This is a genomic window from Amycolatopsis sp. NPDC049252 (assembly GCF_043197175.1).
Taxonomy (GTDB): Bacteria; Actinomycetota; Actinomycetes; order Mycobacteriales; family Pseudonocardiaceae; genus Amycolatopsis.
The window spans coordinates 1-25,275 of sequence record NZ_JBICSQ010000007.1 but is presented as its reverse complement, the minus strand read 5'-3'; the positions used below and the strand labels follow the sequence as shown (position 1 = coordinate 25,275).

1 protein-coding gene is annotated in these 25,275 nt (G+C 73.5%); it reads left to right on the top strand.

Annotated elements, in window-relative coordinates; genetic code table 11:
- Positions 1-19 precede the first annotated feature (19 nt).
- A partial coding sequence (locus ACGFMK_RS12150) for a type I polyketide synthase (protein ID WP_392761098.1) occupies positions 20-25,275 on the top strand: 25,256 nt, incomplete at its 3' end.

Genomic DNA, 25,275 nt, shown 5'->3' with positions numbered 1-25,275 from the left:
AACTGCGACAGGACTGAACATGGCGAACGAGCAGAAGCTGCGCGAATACCTCAAGCGGGTCACCCGTGACCTGCAGGAGGCGCAGGACCGCTTGCGGCTGGCCGACGAGAAGGCCAGGGAACCGATCGCGATCGTCGGGATGAGCTGCCGGTTCCCCGGCGGGGTCCGCAGCCCCGAGGACCTGTGGGAGCTGCTGGACTCCGGCGGCGACGCGATCGGCGGGTTCCCGGCCGACCGCGGCTGGGACCTGCCCGGGCTGTACCACCCGGACCCCGACCACGCGGGCACCTGCTACGTCCGTGAGGGCGGGTTCATCTCCGGCGCGGACCGCTTCGACGCCGGGTTCTTCGGGGTGTCGCCGCGGGAAGCCGTGGCGATGGACCCGCAGCAACGGCTGCTGCTCGAGCTTTCGTGGGAGGCGTTCGAGCGCGCCGGGGTGGATCCGGACAGCGTGCGCGGCAGCCGGGCCGGGGTCTTCGTGGGCACCAACGGCCAGGACTACGCGGGCGTCGTCGACAGCGTCGCCGACGAGATCGAGGGGTACCTGGCCACCGGCAACTCGGCTGCGGTCGTTTCCGGCCGCCTTGCCTACAGCTTCGGGCTCGAGGGCCCGGCCATGACGATCGACACCGCGTGCTCGGCGTCGCTGGTGGCGCTGCACCTCGCGGTCCAGGCGCTGCGCACCGGCGAGTGCTCGCTGGCCCTGGCCGGTGGTGTGACGGTGATGTCGACGCCGCGGGCGTTCGTCGAATTCTCCCGCCAGCGCGGGCTTTCCCCGGACGGCCGGTGCAAGGCGTTCGCCGAGGGCGCCGACGGTACCGGCTGGGGCGAGGGTGTCGGCATGCTGCTCGTCGAGCGGCTTTCGGACGCCCAGCGGCTCGGCCACCCCGTCCTCGCGGTGATCCGCGGCAGCGCGATCAACCAGGACGGCGCGTCCAACGGCCTGACCGCGCCCAACGGCCCGTCGCAGCAGCGCGTGATCCGCCAGGCGCTGGGCAACGCGAAGCTGCGCCCGTCCGATGTGGACACCGTCGAGGCGCACGGCACCGGCACGGTGCTCGGCGACCCGATCGAGGCCCAGGCCCTGCTGGCCACCTACGGCCAGGACCGGCCGGGCGACCCGCTGTGGCTCGGCTCGGTGAAGTCGAACATCGGGCACACCCAGGCCGCCGCCGGCGTGGCCGGCGTGATCAAGATGGTCAAGGCCCTCGAACACGGCGTGCTCCCGCAGACGCTGCACGTCGACCAGCCCTCGTCCCATGTGGACTGGAACTCGGGCGCGGTGTCCCTGCTCACCGGGCGGACGCCGTGGCCGGAGACCGGGCGCGCCCGGCGCGGCGCGGTCTCCGCGTTCGGCGTCAGCGGCACGAACGCGCACATCATCCTGGAGCAGGCGCCGGAGACCGAGCCGGTCTTGGCCGAGCCAGGCCTGGTCGGCGGGGCCGTGCCGCTGGTGCTGTCCGGCCGCACGCCCGCCGCGCTGGCCGAGCAGGCCGCGCAGCTGCGCACCTACCTGACCCGCCACCCGGACGCCGACCTGACGTCGGTGGGCCGGGCGCTCGCCGTCTCGCGGGCAGCTCTGGAACACCGCTCCGCCTTCCTGGCGGCCGACCACCAGGAAGCGCTTACCGCCCTCGACGCGGCCGTCCGCGGCGAACTGGGCACCGGGACCGCGCGAGGTGACGTCAAGTCCGTCTTCGTCTTCCCTGGCCAGGGCTCGCAGTGGGCCGGCATGGCCGTCGAGCTGATCGACGCGTCGCCGGTGTTCGCCGCACGGATCGAGGAATGTGCAGCGGCGCTGGCGTCCCATGTGGACTGGTCGCTGCTCGACGTCCTGCGCGGTGTCGAAGGTGCACCGGGGTTCGACCGGGTGGACGTCGTCCAGCCGGTGCTCTGGGCGGTGATGGTCTCGCTGGCCGCTTTGTGGCGTGCGCACGGCGTCGAGCCGTCCGCTGTGGTCGGGCACTCGCAGGGTGAGATCGCGGCCGCGGTCGTCTCCGGTGGGCTGTCTCTTGAGGACGGTGCGCTGGTCGTCGCGTTGCGCAGCAAGGCAATCCTCGCGCTGGCCGGCCGGGGCGGGATGGTGTCGGTGCCGCTCGGGCACGACGCCGTTGTCGAACTGGTCGCGACCTGGGATGGGCGCCTGTCGGTGGCCGCGGTCAACGGCCCGCGCTCCACCGTCGTCTCCGGCGACGCCGACGCGGTCGACGAACTGGTCGCCCACTGCGCCGAGCGGGACATCCGGGCCAAGAAGATCCCCGTCGACTACGCGTCGCACTCCGCGCACGTCGAGTCTCTGGAGACCAAACTTCTCGACCTGCTCGCGCCGATCCGGCCGCGGCAGGCCGACGTGCCGTTCTACTCGACGGTGACCGGCGAGCCGATCGACACCACCGGCCTGGACGCCCGGTACTGGTACGAGAACCTCCGCAACACCGTCCGCTTCGAGCCGGTCACCCGCGAACTCATCGCGCGTGGACACTCGGTGTTCGTCGAGTGCAGCCCGCACCCGGTGCTCACCGTCGGCGTCCAGGACACCGTGGACGACCTGGGCGCGGACGCGACGGCCGTCGGCACGCTGCGCCGCAACGAAGGCGGCGCCGACCAGTTCCTCGGCGCGCTGACGCAGGCCCACGTGCACGGCGCGACGCCCGACTGGGCACATACGTTCGGCGTGCGGCCCGCGCCGGAACACGACCTGCCCACCTACCCGTTCCAGCGTGAGCGGTTCTGGCTGGAGGAGGACCCGGATGCCGTCGCGCCGGTCACCGTCTCCGAACCGGAGGCCCGGTTCTGGTCCGCGGTGGACGCCGGTGACGTCGACGCGCTCGCACGGACCCTCGCTGTGGACGACGGTGCTGTCGGGGCACTCCTGCCCGCGCTGTCGTCCTGGCGGCGCCAGGAGCAGGAACGGTCCGAGCTGGACTCGTGGCGCTACCGCGTCACCTGGAAACCGTTACCGGAGAAGAGAACGACTCCGAAGGGGATCTGGATCGCCGTCGTCCCGGAGGCCGGCGAGACCCCCGCGCTCGACGGCGCCACGGTCGTGCCAGTCGTCGTCGACGCCGCCACGATCGACCGCGCCACGTTGACCGAGCTTCTGCGTGACGCCTGCCCGGACGCCGTGCCGTCCGGTGTCGTCTCCTTCCTCGCGGCCGACGACCGGCCGCACCCCGGGTTCCCCGCCGTGCCCGCGTTCGTGGCCGGCACGCTGACCCTCGTCCAGGCCCTCGGCGATGCCGGGATCGACGCTCCACTGTGGATCACCACGAACGGCGCGGTCTCGGTCGACCCGGCGGACGCCCTGACCCACCCGCACCAAGCCCTGCTGTGGGGCCTCGGCCGTGTGGTCGCCCAGGAGCACCCTCAGCGCTGGGGCGGCCTCGCCGACCTGGCCGGGGCCACCGACCTGCGCGGCCTCGCCGGGGTGCTCGCCGCGAACGACGGCGAGGACCAGGTCGCGCTGCGCGCCGCCGGGGCGTTCGCGCGGCGGCTCGTCCGCGACCCGAGTCACGCTCGGCCGCCGGCCGCGCGCCAGTGGCGTCCCGAAGGGACGGTGCTGGTCACCGGCGGGACCGGGGCGCTCGGCGGGCACGTCGCCCGCTGGCTCGCCGGGGCCGGTGCCGAGCACATCCTGCTGACCAGCCGCCGGGGCCTCGACGCCCCGGGCGCACCCGAGCTGGAGACCGAACTCGTCGCGCTCGGCGCCCGCGTCACCACCGCGGCCTGCGACGTCGCCGACCGCGACGCGCTGGCCGCCCTGATCGCGTCCGTTCCCGACCTCACCGCGGTGGTGCACACCGCGGCGGTGCTCGACGACAACATCCTGGACGAGCTGACCGTCGAGCAGTACGAGCGCACCCTGCGGGTCAAGGTCACCGCCGCGGTCAACCTCGACGAGCTGACCCGCGAGCTCGACCTGTCCGCGTTCGTCCTGTTCTCCTCGTTCGCCGGCACGTTCGGCCTGGCCGGACAGGGCAACTACGCGCCGGGCAACGCTTTCCTCGACGCGCTCGCCGAACAGCGGCGGGCGCTCGGCCTGCCCGCGACGTCGCTCGCCTGGGGGCACTGGTCCGGTGGCGGCATGGCCGAAGGCGTCGTCGAAGAGGTCCTGCGCCGCCGCGGCAGCGCCGACATGGCGCCGGACGTCGCGATCGGCGCCGTCCAGCAGGCGCTCGACCACGACGACACGTTCCTGGCGATCGCGAACATCGACTGGGACAAGTTCGTGCCCGCGTTCAGCGCCGGCCGCGCCCGGCCGCTGATCAGCGAAATCCCGGAAGCGGCCGCGATCCTGGCCGCCAAGCCGGCCGCCGCGGCCGAGGCTCCGACCGGGCTGGCCGCGCGGATCGCCGGACTGTCCGAAAAGGACCAGCACGCGGCCGTGCTCGAGGTTGTGCTCGGCCAGGCGGCCGGGGTGCTCGGGCACGCGTCCGCCGACACGATCGACGCCGGGCTGGCCTTCCGCGACCTCGGGTTCGACTCGCTGACCGCGGTCGACTTCCGCAACCGGATGACCGCGGCCACCGGGCTGAAGCTGCCCGCGACGCTGGTGTTCGACTACCCGACGGCCGACGTGCTGGCCCGCCACATCCGCGGCGAGCTGGCCGGTGCCGCCCCCGCGCCGACGACCGCGGTGGCCGTGGCCGCCACGACCGACGAGCCGATCGCCATCGTGGCGATGAGCTGCCGGTTCCCCGGCGGCGTCCGGAACCCCGACGACCTGTGGAACCTGGTCGCCGGCGGCGGTGACGCCATCGGGCCGTTCCCGGCCGACCGCGGCTGGGACCTGGCCGCCCTGTACAACGCCGACCCCGACGCGGCCGGCACCAGCTACGTCCGTGAGGGCGGTTTCCTCGACGGCGCCGCCGACTTCGACCCCGCCTTCTTCGGGATCAGCCCGCGCGAGGCGATGGCGATGGACCCGCAGCAGCGGCTGCTCCTGGAGACGTCCTGGGAGGCGGTCGAGCGCGCCGGCATCGACCCCGCGACGCTGCGGGGCAGCCGGTCGGGTGTGTTCGTCGGCCTGACCTACCACGACTACGGCACCCGGCTGCACGCGTCCGATGAGGACGTCGAGGGCTACTTCGGCACCGGCAACACCGCGAGTGTCGCGTCGGGCCGGATCTCCTACACCCTGGGACTCGAAGGCCCGGCGGTCACTGTGGACACGGCCTGTTCGTCCTCTTTGGTCGCCCTGCACCTCGCCGCTCAGGCCCTGCGCAACGGCGAGTGCGAGATGGCGCTCACCGGCGGTGTGGTCGTGATGTCGACGCCGGAGATGCTGGTCGAGTTCAGCCGGCAGCGCGGCCTGGCCGCCGACGGCCGGTGCAAGGCGTTCGGCGCGGCCGCCGACGGGTTCGGTTCCGGCGAGGGTGTCGGCATGCTCGTGCTGGAGCGCCTGTCGGACGCCCGCCGCCACGGCCACCCGGTGCTCGCCGTGGTCCGCGGCAGCGCGGTCAACCAGGACGGCGCGTCCAACGGCCTCACCGCCCCCAACGGCCCTTCGCAGCAGCGGGTCATCCGCCAGGCGCTGACTTCTGCTGGACTGTCCACTTCGGACGTCGACGCCGTCGAGGCGCACGGCACGGGAACCTCGCTGGGTGACCCGATCGAGGCCCAGGCCCTGATCGCGACGTATGGCGCCGACCGCGCGGGTGACCCGCTGTGGCTCGGTTCGATCAAGTCCAACGTCGGGCACACGCAGGCCGCCGCGGGTGTCGCCGGCGTGATCAAGATGGTCCTGGCCATGCGCCACGGCCTGCTCCCGCAGACCCTGCACGCCGACGAGCCATCGCCGCACATCGACTGGAGTGACGGCACGGTCGCGCTGCTCACCGAGGCCACGCCGTGGCCGGAGACCGGACGGCCGCGCCGCGCGGGTGTCTCGTCGTTCGGTATCAGCGGGACAAACGCGCACGTCATCCTCGAGCAGGCCGAAGAACCGGAGGTCGCAGAGGACGTCGCGGCGCCGTCGATCGTGCCGCTCACGCTCTCGGCCAAGACCGAGGACGCGCTGTACGCACTGGCCGGGCGCCTGCACGCGCACCTGGCCGAACACCCCGACGTCGCGTCGGCGGACGTCGCCGCGTCGCTGACCACGCGGGCTCGGTTCGAGCACCGCGGGGTCGTCGCCGGTGCGGACCGGGACGAACTCCTGGACGGCTTGGCCGCGCTGGCCGCCGGGGCCGGGGTGTCGGGCACGGCCACGGCCGGCGCGTCGGCGTTCCTGTTCAGCGGACAGGGCAGCCAGCGCGCCGGGATGGGGCGTGAGCTGTACGACGCGTTCGGCGTGTTCGCCGACGCCCTGGACGAGGTCTGCGCCGGGTTCGAGGCGCACCTGGACCGGCCGCTGCGGATGGTCATGTTCGCCGACGCCGGTTCGCCCGACGCAGCCCTGCTGGACCAGACGAGCTACACCCAGGCCGCCCTGTTCGCGCTGGAAGTCGCGCTGTTCCGGCTCTTCGAGCACTGGGGCGTGACGCCCGACTACCTGGTCGGCCACTCGATCGGCGAGCTGACGGCCGCGCACGTCTCGGGCGTGCTGACGCTGACTGACGCCATCAAGCTGGTCGCGGCGCGCGGCCGGTTGATGCAGGCGCTGCCGACCGGTGGCGCGATGGTGGCGATCCAGGCGACCGAAGCCGAGGTCTCGGTATATCTGTCTGACCGTGTGACCATCGCCGCGCTGAACGGCCCGATGTCGACGGTGATCTCCGGTGACGAAGACGCCGTCGTGGCCGTGGCCGCGCAGTTCGCCGACCGCAAGACCAAGCGGCTCACGGTGAGCCACGCGTTCCACTCGCCGTTGATGGACGCGATGCTCGAGGAGTTCCGCGGTATAGCGGAGTCTCTGTCTTACGGTCAGACGGTTATACCGATTGTCTCGAACGTCACCGGCGAACTGGTGACCGAGTTCGACGCCGAGTACTGGGTCCGGCACGTCCGCGACGCGGTGCGCTTCCTCGACGGGATGCGGACCCTCGAAGCCGCCGGGGTCACGACCTACGTCGAGCTGGGCCCGGACGGCGTGCTGTCGGCGATGGCCCAGGACTGCGTGTCCGGCGGCACCTTCGCCGCGGCCACCCGCCGGGGACGCCCCGAGCCGCAGGCCGCCGTCACGGCGCTGGCCCAGGCGTACGTCCGCGGGGTGCCGGTCAGCTGGGACGCCGTGCTCGGCGGCGCCGGCACCCGCGTCGAGCTGCCCACCTATCCGTTCCAGCACCGGCGTTTCTGGCCGCGTGAGCGCGTGGCCGACGCGGTCGTCGATCCGATCGAGGCCGCGTTCTGGGCCGCGATCGAGTCCGGCGACCTCGACACCGTCTCCGACACGCTCGACCTCCCCGCCGACGCCCTGACCGACCTCGTCCCGTCGCTGGCGGGCTGGCGCCGTCGCCGCCTCGCCGCGTCCACAGTGGACAACTGGCGGTACGGCACGGACTGGGCCCCGCTGAACCTCGACGGCCGCCTCACCGGCGGCTGGCTGCTGCTGACCCCCGAGACCGCGCACGACCTGGTCGACGACGTCGCTTCCGCGCTGACCGCGAACGGCGCGACCGTGCGCCGGATCGTGGTGACCGACCGCGACACCCTGGCCACGCAGGTCCGTGTCGCGCTCGCCGAAACCCCGGCCGCCGGTGTGCTTTCCCTGCTGGCCCTGGGTGACGCCGGTCTGCCGGACACGGTCGTCGCTCTGCAAGCGCTCGCCGAGGCGGGCTCCGACCTGCGGCTCTGGACCGTCACGTCCGGGGCCGTCACCTGCGGGGAAATCCTGCGCGACGCCGGCCGGGCCCAGGTCTGGGGCCTCGGCCGGGTCGCCGCCCTGGAGCAGCCGCAGCGCTGGGCCGGCCTGCTCGACCTGCCGGAACGGCTCGACGACCGGACCGGCACCCGGCTGGCCGCGGTGCTGGCCGGCGGCCACGACGAAGACCAGGTCGCGGTCCGCGACCACGGCGTCTTCGGCCACCGGATCGTCCGCTCGACCGGTGCCCCGGCCGCCGACTGGCAGCCCACGGGCACCGCGCTGATCACCGGCGGCACCGGCGCGCTCGGCGCCCGCGTGGCCCGCCACCTGGCCGGACGCGGTGTTGACCACCTGGTGCTGACCAGTCGTCGCGGCCTCGACGCCCCCGGCGCGGCCGAGCTGCGCGACGCACTCATCGCGCTCGGGGTCTCCGTCACCGTCGCCGCCTGCGACGTGGCCGACCGCGACGCCCTCGCCGAGGTCGTCGCCGCCATCCCGGCCGAGCACCCGCTGACCACCGTGGTCCACACCGCCGGCGTGCTCGACGACGGTGTGGTCGACTCGCTCGACGCCGACCGGTTCGCCACGGTCGCGCGGGCCAAGGTCACCGCCGCCGGGCACCTGGACGCGCTCACCCGCGACCTGCCCGTCACCGCGTTCGTGCTGTTCTCCTCGACCGCCGGGGTGTTCGGCGCGGCCGGCCAGGGCAACTACGCCGCGGCCAACGCCGGGCTCGACGCCCTCGCCGAACGCCGCCGCGCCGACGGCCTGCCCGCGACGTCCATCGCCTGGGGTGCCTGGGCGGGCAGCGGCATGGCCACCGACGACGGCGTCAGTGAACGCCTGCGCCGCGGCGGTGTCCCGCAGATGGACCCGGAGCTGGCGCTGTCCGCTTTGGACCGCGCGGTCGCGTCGGACGCGGCGACGGTTTGCGTCGTCGACGTCGACTGGGCCAAGTTCGCGCCCGGCTTCACGGCCGCGCGGCCAAGCCCGCTCATCGGGGACCTCCCGGAGGTCCGCGCGCTCAAGTCCACAGTGGACGAAGCGCAACCGGAATCGCTCACCGAGCGGATCGCCGGACTGCCCGAAACCGAGCGCCGGCTGCTGGTCGTCGACTTCGTCCGCGGCGGTGTCGCGGCTGTTCTCGGCCACGCCGGGATCGCCGACGTACCGGAGAACAAGGCGTTCACCGAGCTGGGTTTCGACTCGCTCACCGCGGTCGAGCTGCGCAACCGCCTCACCGCGGCGACCGGCCTGACCCTGCCCTCGACCCTCGTCTACGACCACCCGACGCCCGCCGCGCTCGCCGAGCACCTGTGCGCGGAGCTGGCCGGCGAGACCGCCGGCGCGGTCGTCCGGGCGCACGCGGCCGAGGACGACGACCCGATCGCCATCGTCGCGATGAGCTGCCGGTACCCCGGCGGCATCCACTCGCCCGAAGACCTCTGGCGGATGATCGTCGACGGCCGCGACGCCGTCTCCGAGCTGCCCGGTGACCGCGGCTGGGACTTCGACGCGCTGTTCGGCGACGGCCTGGGTGCCTCCGCCGCGCGGCACGGCGCGTTCCTCTACGACGTCGCCGACTTCGACGCCGGGTTCTTCGGCATCTCGCCGCGCGAGGCGCTGGGCATGGACCCGCAGCAGCGGCTGCTGCTCGAGACGTCGTGGGAGGCCTTCGAACGCGCCGGCATCGACCCGAAGTCGGTGCGCGGCCAGGAAATCGGTGTGTTCGCCGGGACCAACAGCCAGGACTACGCCACGCTGCTGCAGAGCTCCGGCGAGGACGTCGAGGGTTACCTGGCCACCGGCAACGCGGGCAGCGTGGTGTCCGGCCGGCTGTCCTACACCTTCGGCTTCACGGGCCCGGCGGTCACCGTCGACACCGCGTGTTCGTCTTCGCTGGTGGCCCTGCACCTCGCCGCGCAGTCGCTGCGTTCGGGCGAGTGCTCCCTGGCGCTTGCCGGTGGTGTCGCCGTGATGGCGACACCCACCACGTTCGTCGAGTTCTCACGCCAGCGCGGCCTCGCCGAGGACGGCCGCGTCAAGGCGTTCGCCGCCGCGGCCGACGGCACGGGCTGGGGTGAAGGCGCCGGCATGCTGCTGCTGGAACGGCTTTCCGACGCCCAGCGCAACGGTCACCAAGTGCTGGCCGTCGTGCGCGGCAGCGCGATCAACCAGGACGGCGCGTCCAACGGCATCACCGCCCCCAGCGGCCCCGCGCAACAGCGCGTCATCCGCCAGGCTTTGGCCAACGCGGGTCTGTCCACTTCGGACGTCGACGCCGTCGAAGCGCACGGCACCGGCACGACCCTAGGCGATCCGATCGAGGCGCAAGCCCTGATCGCGACCTACGGCACCGACCGGGAGACGCCGCTCTGGCTCGGCTCGGTCAAGTCGAACATCGGGCACACCCAGGCCGCCGCCGGTGTCGGCGGGATCATCAAGATGGTCGAGGCGATGCGCCACGGCGTCCTGCCCGCGACCCTGCACGTCGACGAGCCGACCCCGCACGTCGACTGGTCGGCCGGCACCGTCCGGCTGCTCACCGAGGCCACGGCCTGGCCGGAGACCGGCCGCCCGCGCCGGGCCGGTGTCTCGTCGTTCGGGTTCAGCGGCACCAACGCGCACACGATCATCGAGCAGGCCCCCGAAACCACACCGGAACCGGCGGCGGACTCGCTACCCGCACTGGTGCCGGTGGTCGTCTCCGGCGCGGACGAAGACGGACTTCGCGCCCAGGCTCGCCGCTTGGCCGCCCACCTCGACGACTTCGAGCCGGCCGAAGCCGCCGCCGCGCTCGCCGTCACCCGCTCCGCGCTGGAGCACCGCGCCGCGTTCGTCGCGGCGAGTCGCGACGAACTGCTGGCCGGACTCGCCGCCGTCGCCCGGGGCGAGGGCGCTCACGGCACCGCGACCGGCGGTGGCCTCGCGTTCCTGTTCACCGGTCAAGGCAGCCAGCGCCTCGGCATGGGCCGTGAGCTGTACGAGACCTATCCGGTGTTCGCGGCCGCGTTCGACGAGATCCGCGCCGCGTTCGACTTCGACCTCGACGGTGGCGACCTCGACCAGACGCAGTACGCCCAAGCGAACCTGTTCGCGCTGGAAGTGGCGCTGTTCCGGCTCTTCGAGTCCTGGGGCGTGCGGCCGGGCTTCCTGGCCGGGCACTCGATCGGCGAGCTGGCCGCCGCGCACGTCGCGGGGGTGTTCTCGCTGGCGGACGCGGTGAAGCTGGTCTCGGCTCGCGGACGTCTCATGCAGGCGCTGCCGACCGGTGGTGCGATGGTCGCGATCCGGGCGACCGAGGAGGAGATCACGCCGTTCCTGTCGGAGGCGGTCAGCATCGCGGCCCTGAACGGCCCCGAGTCGACGGTCGTTTCCGGCGACGAAGACGCCGTCCTGGCCCTCGTGGCGCGGTTCGAAGGCCGCAAGACCAAGCGGCTCACGGTGAGCCACGCGTTCCACTCGCCGCGCATGGACGCCATGCTCGACGACTTCCGCGCGGTGGCCGAAACCCTGACCTTCCACGCACCACGCATCCCGATCGTGTCCACTGTGTCCGGTGAGCTGGCGACCGGCCTGACCGACCCGGGCTACTGGGTGGACCAGGTCCGCGGCACGGTCCGGTTCCTCGACGCGATGCGCACGTTGGAAAGCCGCGGCGTGACGACGTTTGTCGAACTCGGCCCCGAGGGCGTGCTCACCGCGGCGGGCCAGGACTGCGTGCCCGGCGACTTCACCGCCACGCTGCGTGGTGGCCGCGCCGAGACCGCGTCGGTGCTGGCCGCGCTGACCGAGGCCCACGTGCACGGTGCCGACGTCGACTGGACGTCCGTGTTCGCGGGGGTCCCGTCCCGGCGTGTCGAACTGCCGACGTATGCCTTCCAGCGGCGGCGTTACTGGCCGGAGCAGCCGGACGCCGTCATCGCGACGGGGTCGGCGAGCCCGGCCGAGGCCGAGTTCTGGGCCGCGGTCGAGAACGCCGACTTCGCCGCCGTCACCGGCACCCTGGCCCTGGACGGCGACCAGCCGCTCAGCGCCGTGCTGCCCGCCCTCTCCGCCTGGCACCGGCAGCAACGCGTCGAGTCCGTTGTGGACGGCTGGCGCTACCGCGTCACCTGGCAGCCGGTGACCGACCTCGCGGCCCCCGTGCTACGTGGCACCTGGCTGGTCGTCGGCGACGCCGAGCACCCGCTGTGCGGTGCGCTCACCCGCGCCGGAGCCGACGTCGTCGTCACCGGCGGCGAGATCCCGTCGGACACCGCGTTCGACGGTGTGGTTTCGCTGCTCGGAATCGATGACCGGCCGCACCCCGAACACCCGGGCGTCACGCTCGGCGCCGCCGCGAACCTCACGCTGGTCCGTGCGCTCGGCGAGGCCGGGATCGACGCTCCCTTGTGGATGGTGACGCGCGGCGCGGTCTCGACCGGCCGCGCCGACGTCCTCGGCTCGGTGTCCCAGGCGCTCGTCTGGGGCATCGGCCAGGTCGCCGGCCTGGAGCTGCCGCACCGCTGGGGTGGCCTGCTCGACCTGCCCGCGGAGCTGGACGACCGGGTGCTCGCCCGGGTCGCCGGCGCGCTGGCCGGCACCGAAGACCAGGTCGCCGTCCGCGGCTCCGGCGTCTACGTGCGCCGGCTCGTGCCCGCGCCGCTGCCGGCCGGAAGCACGTCGTGGACCCCGCGCGGCACCGTGCTGATCACCGGGGGCACCGGCGCGCTGGGTGCGGAGGTCGCCCGCTGGGCGGCCGTGGGTGGTGCGGAGCGGCTGGTGCTGACCAGCCGCGCCGGACTCGCCGCGCCGGGCGCCGAAGAACTGCGTGACGAACTCGCCGAGTCCGGTGTGGACGTCGTCATCACCGCGCTGGACGTCACCGATCGTGACGCCCTGGCGGCGCTCGTCGCCGAGTACCCGGCCGACGCCGTTGTGCACGCGGCCGGCGTCGAATGGGCGACGCCACTGGACACTGTGGACGTCGCCGGGTTCGCCGACGTGCTGTCCGCGAAGGTGACCGGCGCCGCCCACCTGGACGCCGTGCTCGGCGCGTCCGAACTGGACGCCTTTGTGCTCTTCTCGTCGATCTCGGGCATCTGGGGCTCGGGTGGGCAGGCCGCCTACGCGGCGGCGAACGCCTACCTCGACGCCCTCGCCCAGGCCCGGCGGGCCCGCGGGCTCGCCGCCACCGCTGTGGCCTGGGGTCCATGGGCCGGGGGTGGTATGGCCGCCCGCGGCGACGCGATCGACCAGCTGCGCCGCCGCGGTCTCGAGCCGCTGGCACCGGCCTCGGCGATCTCCGCACTCGGCCGCGCGGTCGGCGCGGACGAGACCGCCGTGGTGGTCGCCGACGTCGACTGGGCCAAGTTCGCTCCCGCGTTCACCGCCGCCCGGCCACGGCCGCTGCTCGACGGCGTGCCCGAGGTGCGCCGGGTGCCGGCGGAATCCACTGTGGACACGACGTCCGCCGACGTCTCCGAGCTGGCCGGCCGCCTGGCCGGGCTGGGGGAGGCCGAGCAGGACCGGCTGCTCGTCGACCTGGTCCGGACCGAGGCCGCCGCGGTGCTCGGCCACACCGGCACCGACGCGGTCGTGCCCGGCCGCGCGTTCAAGGAGCTCGGGTTCGACTCGCTGACCGCCGTCGAGCTGCGCAACCGGCTCACCGCGGCGACCGGCATCCGCCTGCCCGCGACGCTGGTCTTCGACTATCCGAACGCCACTGTCCTCGCCGGTCACCTGCGCACCGAACTCACCGGTGGCCAGAAAACCGCCGGCGCGGACGTCGTGTCCGTGGTGGCCGACGACCCGATCGCGATCGTGGCCATGAGCTGCCGGTATCCCGGTGGTGTCCGGTCGCCGGAGGAGCTGTGGCGCCTCGTCGCCGACGGTGTCGACGCGATCGGCGACTTCCCGGCCGACCGCGGCTGGGACCTGGGCGCGCTGTTCGACCCGGACCCGGACAACACCGGCACCAGCTACGCCCGCACCGGCGGGTTCCTCGACGGGGTCGACGGTTTCGACGCGGGATTCTTCGGGATCAGCCCGCGCGAGGCCCTCGCCATGGACCCGCAGCAGCGGCTGCTGCTCGAGACGACCTGGGAGGCGTTCGAGCGCGCCGGGATCGACCCGCACGCCGTGCGCGGCAGCCGGACCGGCGTCTTCGCCGGGACGAACCTGCAGGACTACGGCACCCTGCTGACCGGACAGCCCGGCCTCGAAGGGCACCTGGCCACCGGCAACGCGGCCGCGGTCGTCTCCGGCCGGCTCTCCTACACCTTCGGGCTCGAAGGCCCGGCGGTCACGGTCGACACGGCGTGCTCGTCTTCGCTGGTCGCCTTGCACCTCGCGGCGCAGGCCCTGCGGGCGGGCGAGTGCTCGCTGGCCCTGGCGGGCGGCGTTGTCGTTATGTCGACACCGAACGCGTTCATCGAGTTCAGCCGCCAGCGCGGCCTGGCCGAAGACGGCCGGTGCAAGCCGTTCGCCGAGGCCGCCGACGGTACCGGCTGGGGTGAAGGCGTCGGCATGCTCCTGCTGGAGCGGCTGTCCGACGCGCAGCGCAACGGCCACCCGGTCCTGGCGATCGTGCGCGGCAGCGCGATCAACCAGGACGGCGCCTCCAACGGCCTGACCGCGCCCAACGGACCCGCGCAGCAACGCGTGATCCGGCAGGCGCTGACGAGTGCCGGTCTGTCCACTTCGGACGTCGACGCGGTCGAGGGCCACGGCACCGGCACGACACTGGGTGACCCGATCGAGGCGCAGGCGTTGCTGGCGACCTACGGGCAGGACCGGGCGGGTGACCCGCTGCTGCTGGGTTCGCTCAAGTCCAACATCGGTCACACGCAGGCGGCGGCCGGTGTCGGCGGGATCATCAAGATGGTCCAGGCGATGCAGCACGGTCTGCTGCCGAAAACGCTGCACGTCGACGAGCCGTCGTCCAAGGTGGACTGGGCCGCGGGTGCGGTCGAGCTGCTGACCGAGGCACGCGAGTGGCCGGCGGTGGACCGCCCGCGCCGCGCCGCGGTGTCGTCGTTCGGCATGAGCGGCACCAACGCCCACGTCGTTCTCGAGCAGGCGCCCGAGGTCGTGGAGACGGAGCGCGTGCCCGCTGGGGAATCGGCACCGTGGGTGCTTTCCGCCCGCGACGCCGACGCCCTGCGTGACCAGGCGATCCGTCTTCAGACGCGGCTCGACGGCACGGATTGGGAGGTCGACGACGTCGCCTTCTCGCTCGCCACGTCCCGCGCCCGGCAGGAGCACCGGGCGGTGCTGACCGGGGACCGGGCCGAGCTGCTCGCCGCCCTCGGCGCGCTGGGCCGCGGCGAACCCGCCGCGCAGCTGGTGACCGACGTCGTCGCCGACGGCGCCACCGCGCTGCTGTTCACCGGCCAGGGCAGCCAGCGCGCCGGGATGGGCCGCGAGCTGTACGCGGCGTTCCCGGTGTTCGCGGACGCGCTGGACGCGGTGTGCGCGGAGTTCGACACCCACCTGGACCGTCCACTCCGGACGGTCGTGTTCGAGGACTCCGGCCTGCTCGACCAGACCGCCTACACCCAAGCCGCGCTGTTCGCGATCGAGGTGGCGCTGTTCCGGCTGGTGGAGAGCCTGGGCGTCCGGCCGGACTTCCTGGTCGGCCACTCGATCGGCGAACTGGCGGCCGCGCACGTCTCGGGCGTGCTGACGCTGACTGACGCCGTCACGCTGGTCGCCGCCCGTGGCCGGTTGATGCAGGCGCTGCCGTCCGGTGGCGCGATGGTGGCGATCCAGGCGCCCGAGGCCGAGGTTTCGGTATATCTGTCTGACCGTGTGACCATCGCCGCGCTGAACGGCCCGATCTCGATCGTAATCTCCGGCGACGAGGCTGAAGTGCTGGCCGTGGCGGAGCACTTCGCGGACCGCAAGACCAAGCGGCTCACGGTCAGCCACGCATTCCACTCACCGCTGATGGACCCGATGCTCGACGAGTTCCGCGGTATAGCCGAGTCTCTGTCTTACGGTAAGACGGTTATACCAATCGTTTCGAACGTCACCGGGCGGCTGATCAGCGAGTTCGACGCGGACTACTGGGTGCGCCACGTGCGCGAGGCCGTCCGGTTCGTCGACGGCATGCGGACGCTGGCCGCCCAGGGTGTGACCAGGTTCGTGGAGCTGGGCCCGGACGGCGTGCTGTCCGCGCTCGGCCAGGACTGCCTGGACGAACCCGCCGTGTTCACCGCCGTCCTGCGCGGCGACCGGCCGGAACGCCGGACCCTGCTCACCGCGCTCGCCACCGTCCACACCCACGGCGCGGACGTCGACTGGGCCGCGCTGACCACCGGCGCGCGCCGGATTTCCCTGCCCACGTACGCCTTCCAGCGGACCCGCTTCTGGCCGACGCCGACCGCGTCGAGCCGAGGTGCCGCCGCCGGGCTGGGCCTCGACGCGGCCGGGCACCCGATGCTCGGCGCGGCCGTCTCGCTGGCCGGCGGTGATGGCGTGCTGTTCACCAGCAGGCTGTCGACGTTGACCCACCCGTGGCTGGCCGACCACGCCGTGCACGGCACCGTGCTCGTGCCCGGCACCGGGCTGGTCGAGCTGGCCGTCCGCGCCGGCGACCAGGTCGGCTGCGACCACCTCGAAGAACTCACCCTGCAGGCGCCGCTCGTGCTGCCCGCCGACGGCGGGGTGCAGCTGCAGGTCACCGTGGGCGAACCGGACGCGGACGGCCGCCGCGAGGTGACCGTCCACTCGCGACCGGAGGGCACCACGTTCGGTCATCCGTGGACGACCCACGCCACCGGTCTGCTCGGCACCACCGGCACCGCGCCGCCCGCCGAACTGGCCGAATGGCCGCCCGCCGGAGCCACTGCACTGGAGACGTCGCGGCTCTACGACGACCTCGCCGGAGCCGGTTTCGGCTACGGCCCGGCGTTCCGCGGCCTGCGTTCCGCGTGGCAGCTCGGTGACGACGTCTACGCCGAAGTCTCGCTTGAGTCCGAAGTGGATGAAGCCTTCGGACTGCACCCGGGCCTGTTCGACTCGGTCCTGCACGCGATCGGCCTGAGCGGCCGGCTCACCGGTGAAGGCACGGGCATCCCGTTCGCCTGGACCGGCGTCACGCTGCACGCCTCGGGCGCGTCCGCGCTGCGGGCCAAGCTGTCCCCGTCCGGCAGCGGCGTCTCGCTCGAACTGTTCGACGCCGCCGGGCAGCCGGTCGCGACGGTCGACTCCCTGGTGCTGCGCCCGGTCTCGGCCGACGCGCTCGACACCGCCCGGACCGAGTCGATGTTCCGTCTGGAGTGGACGCCGGTCCAGCCGTCCGGGACGGCCGAGATCGGCCACCTCGGCCGGCTCGGCGACACCCGGCCCGAGTTCGTGCTGGCCACCGTGGACGCCGAGGACTCGGCAGCCGGAGCCCACGAAGCGGCACACCGGGCGTTGGCCCTGGTCCAGGAGTGGATCGACGGCTCCGACGACGCGAAGCTCGTGCTCGTCACCCGCGGCGCGGTCGCCGTCCAGCCGGAGGACGACGTCCCCGGCCTGGCCGCCGCCACCGTGTGGGGCCTGGCCCGGTCGGCGCAGTCCGAGAACCCGGACCGCCTCGTCCTGCTGGACACCGATGACGATGACGAGCAGGCCGTTGCCGCCGCCCTGGCGACCGGCGAACCGCAGCTCGCCCTGCGCGCGGGGGAGACGTACGTCCCGCGCCTGGCCCGCGCCGCGCTCCCGGTCACCGAAGAGTCCATTGTGGACGTCAACGGCACGGTGCTGGTCACCGGCGGTACCGGTGCGCTCGGCTCGCTGTTCACCCGCCACCTGGTCACGCGTCACGGCGCGCGGCACCTGCTGCTGCTCAGCCGCCGCGGTGGCGCCGCCGAAGGTGCGGACGCCCTCGCCGCGGAACTCGCCGAGCTGGGCGCCGAAGTCCGGTTCGCGGCCTGTGACGCCGCCGACCGCGACGCCCTCGCCGCGGTCCTCGCGGCGATCCCGGCCGAGCACCCGCTGACCGCCGTCGTGCACACCGCCGGTGTGCTGGATGACGGCGTCGTCGGCACGCTCACCCCCGAGCGGATCGACACCGTGCTGCGGCCGAAGGTCGACGCGGCCCTCAACCTGCACGAACTCACCACCGACCTCACGGCGTTCGTGCTGTTCTCCTCGGCCTCCGGCGTGTTCGGCGCCGCCGGCCAAGCGAACTACGCGGCCGCCAACGTGTTCCTCGACTCCCTCGCCGCGCGCCGTCGTGCCGCCGGGCAGCCGGCGACGTCGCTGGGCTGGGGTTTGTGGGCCGACGGCGGCAGCATGGCCGGCGGCCTCGGCGAGGCGGACCGGCGGCGGATGAACCGCGCCGGCGTCGCCGCGCTGACCGCGGACGAGGGCGTCGCGCTGTTCGACGCCGCGCTCGCGTCCGGCGAGGCCGCACTCGTCCCGATGCGGATGGACGCCGCCGCCCTGCGCGACCCGGGCACCACGGTGCCCGCCGTGCTGCGCGGTCTCGTCCGGACCACCACCCGCCGGGTGGTGACGGCCGAAACCGTCGCGGGCGGCTCGGCGCTGGCCGACCGGCTGTCCACGATGGACGAAGCGGAACGCGAGCGCACCCTGCTCGGTGTGGTCCGCCAGACCGTCGCGGCCGCGCTCGGCTACGACTCGGCCGACGCCGTGGACGCCGGGAAGGCGTTCAAGGAGCTCGGTTTCGACTCGCTGACCTCGGTCGACCTGCGCAACCGCCTCAACACCGCCACCGGCCTGCGGCTGCCCGCGACCCTGGTGTTCGACTACCCGAACGCGACGACGCTCGCCGCGTACCTGCGCACCGAACTGCTCGGCGCGGCCGAGCCGGTCGCGGTGGCGCCGGTGCGGGCGGTGGACGTCGACGAGCCGATCGCCATCGTGGCGATGAGCTGCCGGTACCCCGGCGGCATCCGCGGGCCGGAGGACCTCTGGCGGCTGGTGTCGACCGGCGCCGACGCGATCTCGCCGTTCCCGGTCAACCGCGGCTGGGACCTGGAGAAACTGTTCCACCCCGAGCCCGGCCACAGCGGCACGAGCTACGCCCGCGAGGGCGGGTTCCTGCACGAGGCGGACGAGTTCGACGCCGAGTTCTTCGGCATCTCCCCGCGTGAGGCCCTCGCCATGGACCCGCAGCAGCGGCTGCTGCTGGAGACGTCCTGGGAGGTCTTCGAACGCGCCGGTATCGCGCCGGAAGCGTTGCGGGGCAGCCGGACCGGTGTGTTCGCCGGCCTGATGTACCACGACTACGCCGCGCGCCTGCCGGAGATCCCGGAGGAGGTCGAGGGTTACCTCGGCACCGGCAACGCGGGCAGTGTCCTTTCCGGACGGCTGGCCTACACCTTCGGGCTCGAAGGTCCGGCCGTCACGGTCGACACTGCGTGCTCGTCTTCGCTGGTGGCGCTGCACCTCGCGGCGCAGGCCCTGCGCAACGGCGAGTGCGAACTGGCGCTGGCCGGCGGTGTCACGGTGATGTCCACGCCGACGACGTTCGTCGACTTCTCCCGTCAGCGCGGCCTCGCCGCCGACGGCCGGTGCAAGTCGTTCGCCGAGGCGGCGGACGGCACCGGCTGGTCCGAGGGGGCCGGCCTCCTGCTGCTGGAACGGCTTTCCGACGCCCGCCGCAACGGCCACCAGGTCCTCGCGGTGGTCCGCGGCAGCGCGATCAACCAGGACGGCGCGTCCAACGGCCTGACCGCCCCCAACGGCCCGTCGCAGCAACGCGTGATCCGGCAGGCCCTCGCCTCCGCCGGACTGTCCACATCGGACGTCGACGCCGTCGAGGCGCACGGCACCGGCACCACGCTCGGCGACCCGATCGAAGCCCAGGCGCTGCTGGCCACCTACGGCGCCGAGCGCACCGGCGACCCGCTGTACCTCGGCTCGATCAAGTCCAACATCGGCCACAGCCAGGCCGCCGCGGGTGTCGCCGGGATCATCAAGATGGTCATGGCCATGCGGCACGGCGAACTGCCGGCCACCCTGCACGTCGACGAGCCCTCGCGGCACGTCGACTGGGAAGCGGGCGCGGTCGAGCTGCTCACCGAGCGGACCCCGTGGCCGGAGACCGGACGGCCGCGGCGCGCCGCGGTGTCGTCCTTCGGCATCAGCGGGACCAACGCGCACACGATCATCGAGCAGGCCCCGGACTTCGCCGAGCCGGTCGCGGGGGAGACGCCCGCGATCGCCACGCCGTTCGTGCTGTCGGCACGCGACGCGGACGCCCTGCGCGAGCAGGCGTCGCGCCTGCACGCCGTCGCCACCGAGCAGGACGCACTCGACGTCGCCCACTCGCTGGTGACCACGCGCAGCCGGATGCCGCTGCGCGCGGTGGTGTCCGGTGTGGACCGTGACGAGCTGCTGCGCGGCCTGGCCGCGCTGGCCGCCGGGGAAGCCGGCGGTGTCGTGACGGGTGCGGTGTCGCCGGGTTCGCTCGCGTTCCTCTTCACCGGTCAGGGCAGCCAGCGGCTCGGCATGGGCCGTGAGCTGTACGAGACCTACCCGGTGTTCGCCGCGGCGTTCGACGAGATCCGCGCCGCGTTCGACTTCGATGTGGCCCTCGACACCGACGAACTAAACCAGACCCAGCACACCCAGGCCGCGCTGTTTGCCCTGGAAGTGGCACTGTTCCGGCTCTTCGAGCACTTCGGTGTGCGGCCGGACTTCGTGGCCGGGCACTCGATCGGCGAGCTGGCTGCGGCGCACGTCGCCGGCGTCTTCTCCCTGGCCGAGGCGGTCAAGCTGGTGTCGGCCCGAGGACGTCTCATGCAGGCGCTGCCGACCGGCGGTGCGATGGTCGCGATCCAGGCGACCGAGGACGAGATCACGCCACACCTGTCGGACGCGGTGAGCATCGCCGCGCTCAACGGCCCGATGTCCACTGTGGTCTCCGGCGACGAAGATGCCGTGCTGGCGGTCGCGGCGCAGTTCGCGGACCGCAAGACCAAGCGGCTCACGGTCAGCCACGCGTTCCACTCGCCGCTGATGGACCCGATGCTCGAGGAGTTCCGCGCGGTCGCGGAGACGCTGACCTTCGCCGAACCGCGCATCCCGATTGTGTCCACTGTGGATGGAAATCCCACGTCGCCGGGCTACTGGGTGGACCAGGTCCGCGGCGCCGTCCGGTTCCTCGACGCGGTGCGCACGCTGGAAAGCCGTGGGGTCAAGACGTTCGTCGAACTTGGCCCGGACGGCGTGCTGTCCGCGCTCGGCCAGGAAATCACTCCGGACGCGACGTTCGTCCCGGCCCTGCGCAAGGGCCGGACCGAGCCGGACACCCTGCTCACGGCGTTGGCCGAGGCCGACGTCCGCGGCGCCGACGTCGACTGGACTCGCCTGTGGGCCGGCTCGGGAGCGCGCACGATCGACCTCCCGACCTACGCCTTCCGCCGTCGCCGCTACTGGCTGCACAGCGCGGCGTCCGCCGCGGACGCCTCCGGCCTCGGGCTCGGCAAGGCCGACCACCCGCTGCTGGGCGCGTCGGTCGAGCTGGCCGAAGGGGATGGCCTGGTCTTCACCGGGCGGCTGTCCGCGCAGACGCACCCGTGGCTGGCCGAGCACGCGGTGCACGGTGTGACCGTGCTGCCGGGGACGGCCTTCGTCGAGCTCGCGATCCGCGCGGGTGACGAGGTCGGCTGCGACCGACTCGAAGAGCTGACGCTCGAAGCGCCGCTGGTCATCCCGGCCCAGGGCGGCGTCGCCGTCCAGATCACCGTCGGCGCGGCCGACACGTCCGGGCGCCGGACCCTGTCCGTCCACTCGCGACCGGACGGCGAACCGTGGGTCCGGCACGCCGGTGGTGTGCTCGCCGCGACCGGTGCCCCGGTCCCGGCGACCCCGGCCGAATGGCCGCCCGCCGGTGCCGAAGCCGTCGACGTCACCGAGCTGTACGACGGCCTGCTGTCGGCCGGCCTGTCCTACGGCCCGCTTTTCCAGGGCCTGACCGCGGCCTGGCGCCGCGGCAGCGAGGTGTTCGCCGAGGTCAGCCTGCCGGAAGACGTCGAACTGTCCGGGTTCGGCCTGCACCCGGCGCTGCTCGACGCGGCCCTGCACGGCATCGGCCTCGGCGCGCTCCCGGCCGAGGGCGGCGCGCGCCTGCCGTTCGTCTGGTCCGGCGTCTCGCTGCACGCCTCCGGTGCCCGCGCCCTGCGCGTCCACCTGGCCGCGACTGGCGCCGAGGCGGTGTCGGTGCGCGTCGCCGACCCGGCCGGGGCGCCGGTGTTCTCGGCCGACTCCCTGGTGCTGCGCCCGGTTTCCGCCGTTCAGCTCGCCGGCGGGGTGGCACGGAGCTCGCTGTTCCAGCTCGACTGGACGGCTGTCCCGACACCGGAGACGGCTGTCCCGGAGGGCTGGCCGGAGGTCGACGGCTTGGTCATCGAGCCGGTCACCGACGCCGCGTCCGCGCTCGCCGTGGTCCAGACGTGGCTGCCGACCGAGACGACGGTCGTCGTCGTGACCCGCGACGCCGGCCCGGCCGCCGCGGCGGCCCACGGCCTGGTCCGCTCGGCGCAGGCCGAGCACCCGGGCCGGTTCGTCCTGGTCGACCTGGACGCGACGGCCGGTCCCGCGGAGCTGTACGCCGCGGTGGCCACCGGCGAACCGCAGATCGCGGTGCGTGACAGCGTGCTCACGGTGCCCCGCCTCGCGCGGGCCGCACTGTCCGAAACGGACGTCCACTTCGGAGCCGGCACGGTCCTGGTCACCGGCGGCACCGGAGCGCTTGGCGCGCTGTTCGCCGAGCACCTGGTCACCCGGCACGACGTCCGGGACCTGCTGCTCACCAGCCGTCGCGGCGTGGACGCGCCCGGCGCGACCGAACTCGTCCAACGGCTGGAGAACCTCGGCGCCACGGTGACGCTCGCGGCCTGCGACGTCGCCGATCGTGACGCCCTCGCGGCGCTGCTGTCGGGACACCGGGTGACGGCGGTCGTGCACAGCGCCGGTGTCCTCGACGACGGCCTGGTCGAATCCCTCACCCCCGAACGCCTCGCGGCCGTGCTGGCCGCGAAGGCGGACGCGGCGCAGAACCTGCACGACCTGACCACCGACCTCGACGCGTTCGTCCTGTTCTCCTCGGTCGCCGGCACGTTCGGCGGCGCGGGGCAGGCGAACTACGCCGCGGCCAACGCCTACCTCGACGCGCTCGCCGAGCAGCGTCGCGAAGCTGGGCTGCCCGCGACGTCCCTGGCCTGGGGTCTGTGGGACGGCGGCATGGCGGGCAGCCTCAGCGAGGCCGACCTCGCCCGGCTGGTCCGGGCGGGCACCGCACCACTGTCCACTGAGGACGGCTTGGCGCTGTTCGACGCGGCATTGGCGACGGACCGCGCGGTCCTGCTGCCGGTGCACCTCGACCCGGCGGCCATCCGCGCCGCCACCGGCGAGGTCCCGCCGCTGCTGCGCGGCCTGGTCCGCGCTCCGGCGCGGCGGGTCGCGGCGACGACCGGCGCGGCCGGGGCGTTCGCGGACACCCTGTCCGGGCTGGCCGCCGGTGAGCAGCTCGACCGGCTGGTGACGCTGGTCCGCGGCGAGGTCGCGGGTGTGCTCGGCTACGACTTGGGTGCCGAGGTCGACCCGGCCAAGGCGTTCCGCGACGCCGGTTTCGACTCGCTGACCGCGATCGAGCTGCGCAACCGCCTGCACGCGGCCACCGGGCTGCGGCTGCCCGCGACGCTGGTGTTCGACTACCCGACCCCGGACGCGCTCGCCGGGCACGTCCACACCGAACTGTTCGGTGGCGAAGACGCGGCGGAGGTCGTCGCGGCCACCGGCTCCGACGACCCGATCGCCATCGTCGCGATGAGCTGCCGGTACCCCGGCGGTGTCACGACCCCCGAACAGCTGTGGAACCTCGTCGCGGCCGGCGGGGACGCCATCACGACGTTCCCGGACAACCGCGGCTGGGACCTCGACGCGCTGTACCACCCGGACGCCGACCACCCCGGCACCAGCTACTCGCGGGAAGGCGGGTTCCTGCACGACGCGGGCGGCTTCGACCCGGTGTTCTTCGGGATCTCGCCGCGCGAGGCGGTCACGATGGACCCGCAGCACCGGCTGCTGCTGGAGACGTCGTGGGAGGCCTTCGAACGGGCCGGCATCGCGCCGGAAGCGTTGCGCGGCAGCAGGACCGGCGTCTTCGCCGGCGTGATGTACCACGACTACTCCGCGCTGCTCGACGGCGCGGACGAGGACTACGAAGGCCACCTCGGCACAGGCAATGCGGGCAGCATCGCCTCCGGCCGGGTCGCCTACACCTTCGGGCTGGAAGGCCCGGCGGTCACGGTGGACACCGCCTGTTCGTCCTCTTTGGTCGCGCTGCACTGGGCGCTTCAGGCGCTGCGCAACGGCGAATGCACCATGGCGCTCGCCGGAGGTGTGACGGTCATGGCGACGCCGAACGCGTTCATCGAGTTCTCGCGCCAGCGCGGTCTCGCCGCCGACGGCCGGTGCAAGGCGTTCTCCGCGGACGCCGACGGCACGGGCTGGTCCGAGGGCGCGGGCATGATCCTGCTGGAGCGCTTGTCGGACGCGCAGCGCAACGGCCACCCGGTACTGGCGGTCGTGCGCGGCAGCGCGATCAACCAGGACGGGGCCTCCAACGGCCTGACCGCGCCGAACGGTCCCTCGCAGCAGCGGGTGATCCGGCAGGCGCTGGCCAACGCCGGTCTCGCACCGTCCGATGTGGACGTCGTCGAGGCGCACGGCACCGGGACGTCACTCGGCGACCCGATCGAGGCGCAGGCGCTGCTCGCGACCTACGGCGCCGAGCGCACCGGCGACCCGTTGTGGCTCGGCTCGCTGAAGTCCAACATCGGGCACAGCCAGGCGGCCGCGGGGGTCGGCGGCGTGATCAAGATGGTCATGGCACTGCGCAGCGGTGAACTGCCCAAGACGCTGCGCGCCGACGAGCCGTCGCCGCACGTCGACTGGACGTCCGGGGCGGTCGAGCTGCTGACCGAGGCGCGGGCCTGGCCGGAGACCGGCCGGGCGCGCCGCGCGGCGGTGTCGTCCTTCGGGTTCAGCGGCACCAACGCCCACGCGATCATCGAGCAGGCCCCGGAACCCGCGCCGAAGCCGCAGGTCCCGGCGCCGGCGGTGGTCCCGCTGGTGCTGTCGGCGAAGTCGCCGGCCGCCCTGGCCGAGCAGGCCGCGCGGCTGCGTGAGCACCTGGCGGCCGGTTTCGAGCCGGCGGACGTCGCGGCCTCGCTGCACGTCCGCACGCGGTTCGAGCACCGCGCCGTGATCACCGGCACCGGCCCCGACGAGCTGCTGACCGGCCTGGCCACGGCCGAGGCCGTCGAAGCCGGGACGGGCGGGACGGCGTTCCTGTTCACCGGCCAGGGCAGCCAGCGGCTCGGCATGGGCCGCGAGCTGTACGAGACCTACCCGGTGTTCGCGGCCGCGTTCGACGCGATCGCCGCCGAACTGGATCTCGACGGGGACATCGACCGGACGCAGTACACCCAGGCGACCCTGTTTGCCCTGGAAGTCGCCCTGTTCCGGCTGTACGAGTCGTGGGGCCTGCGGCCGGACGTGCTGGTCGGCCACTCGATCGG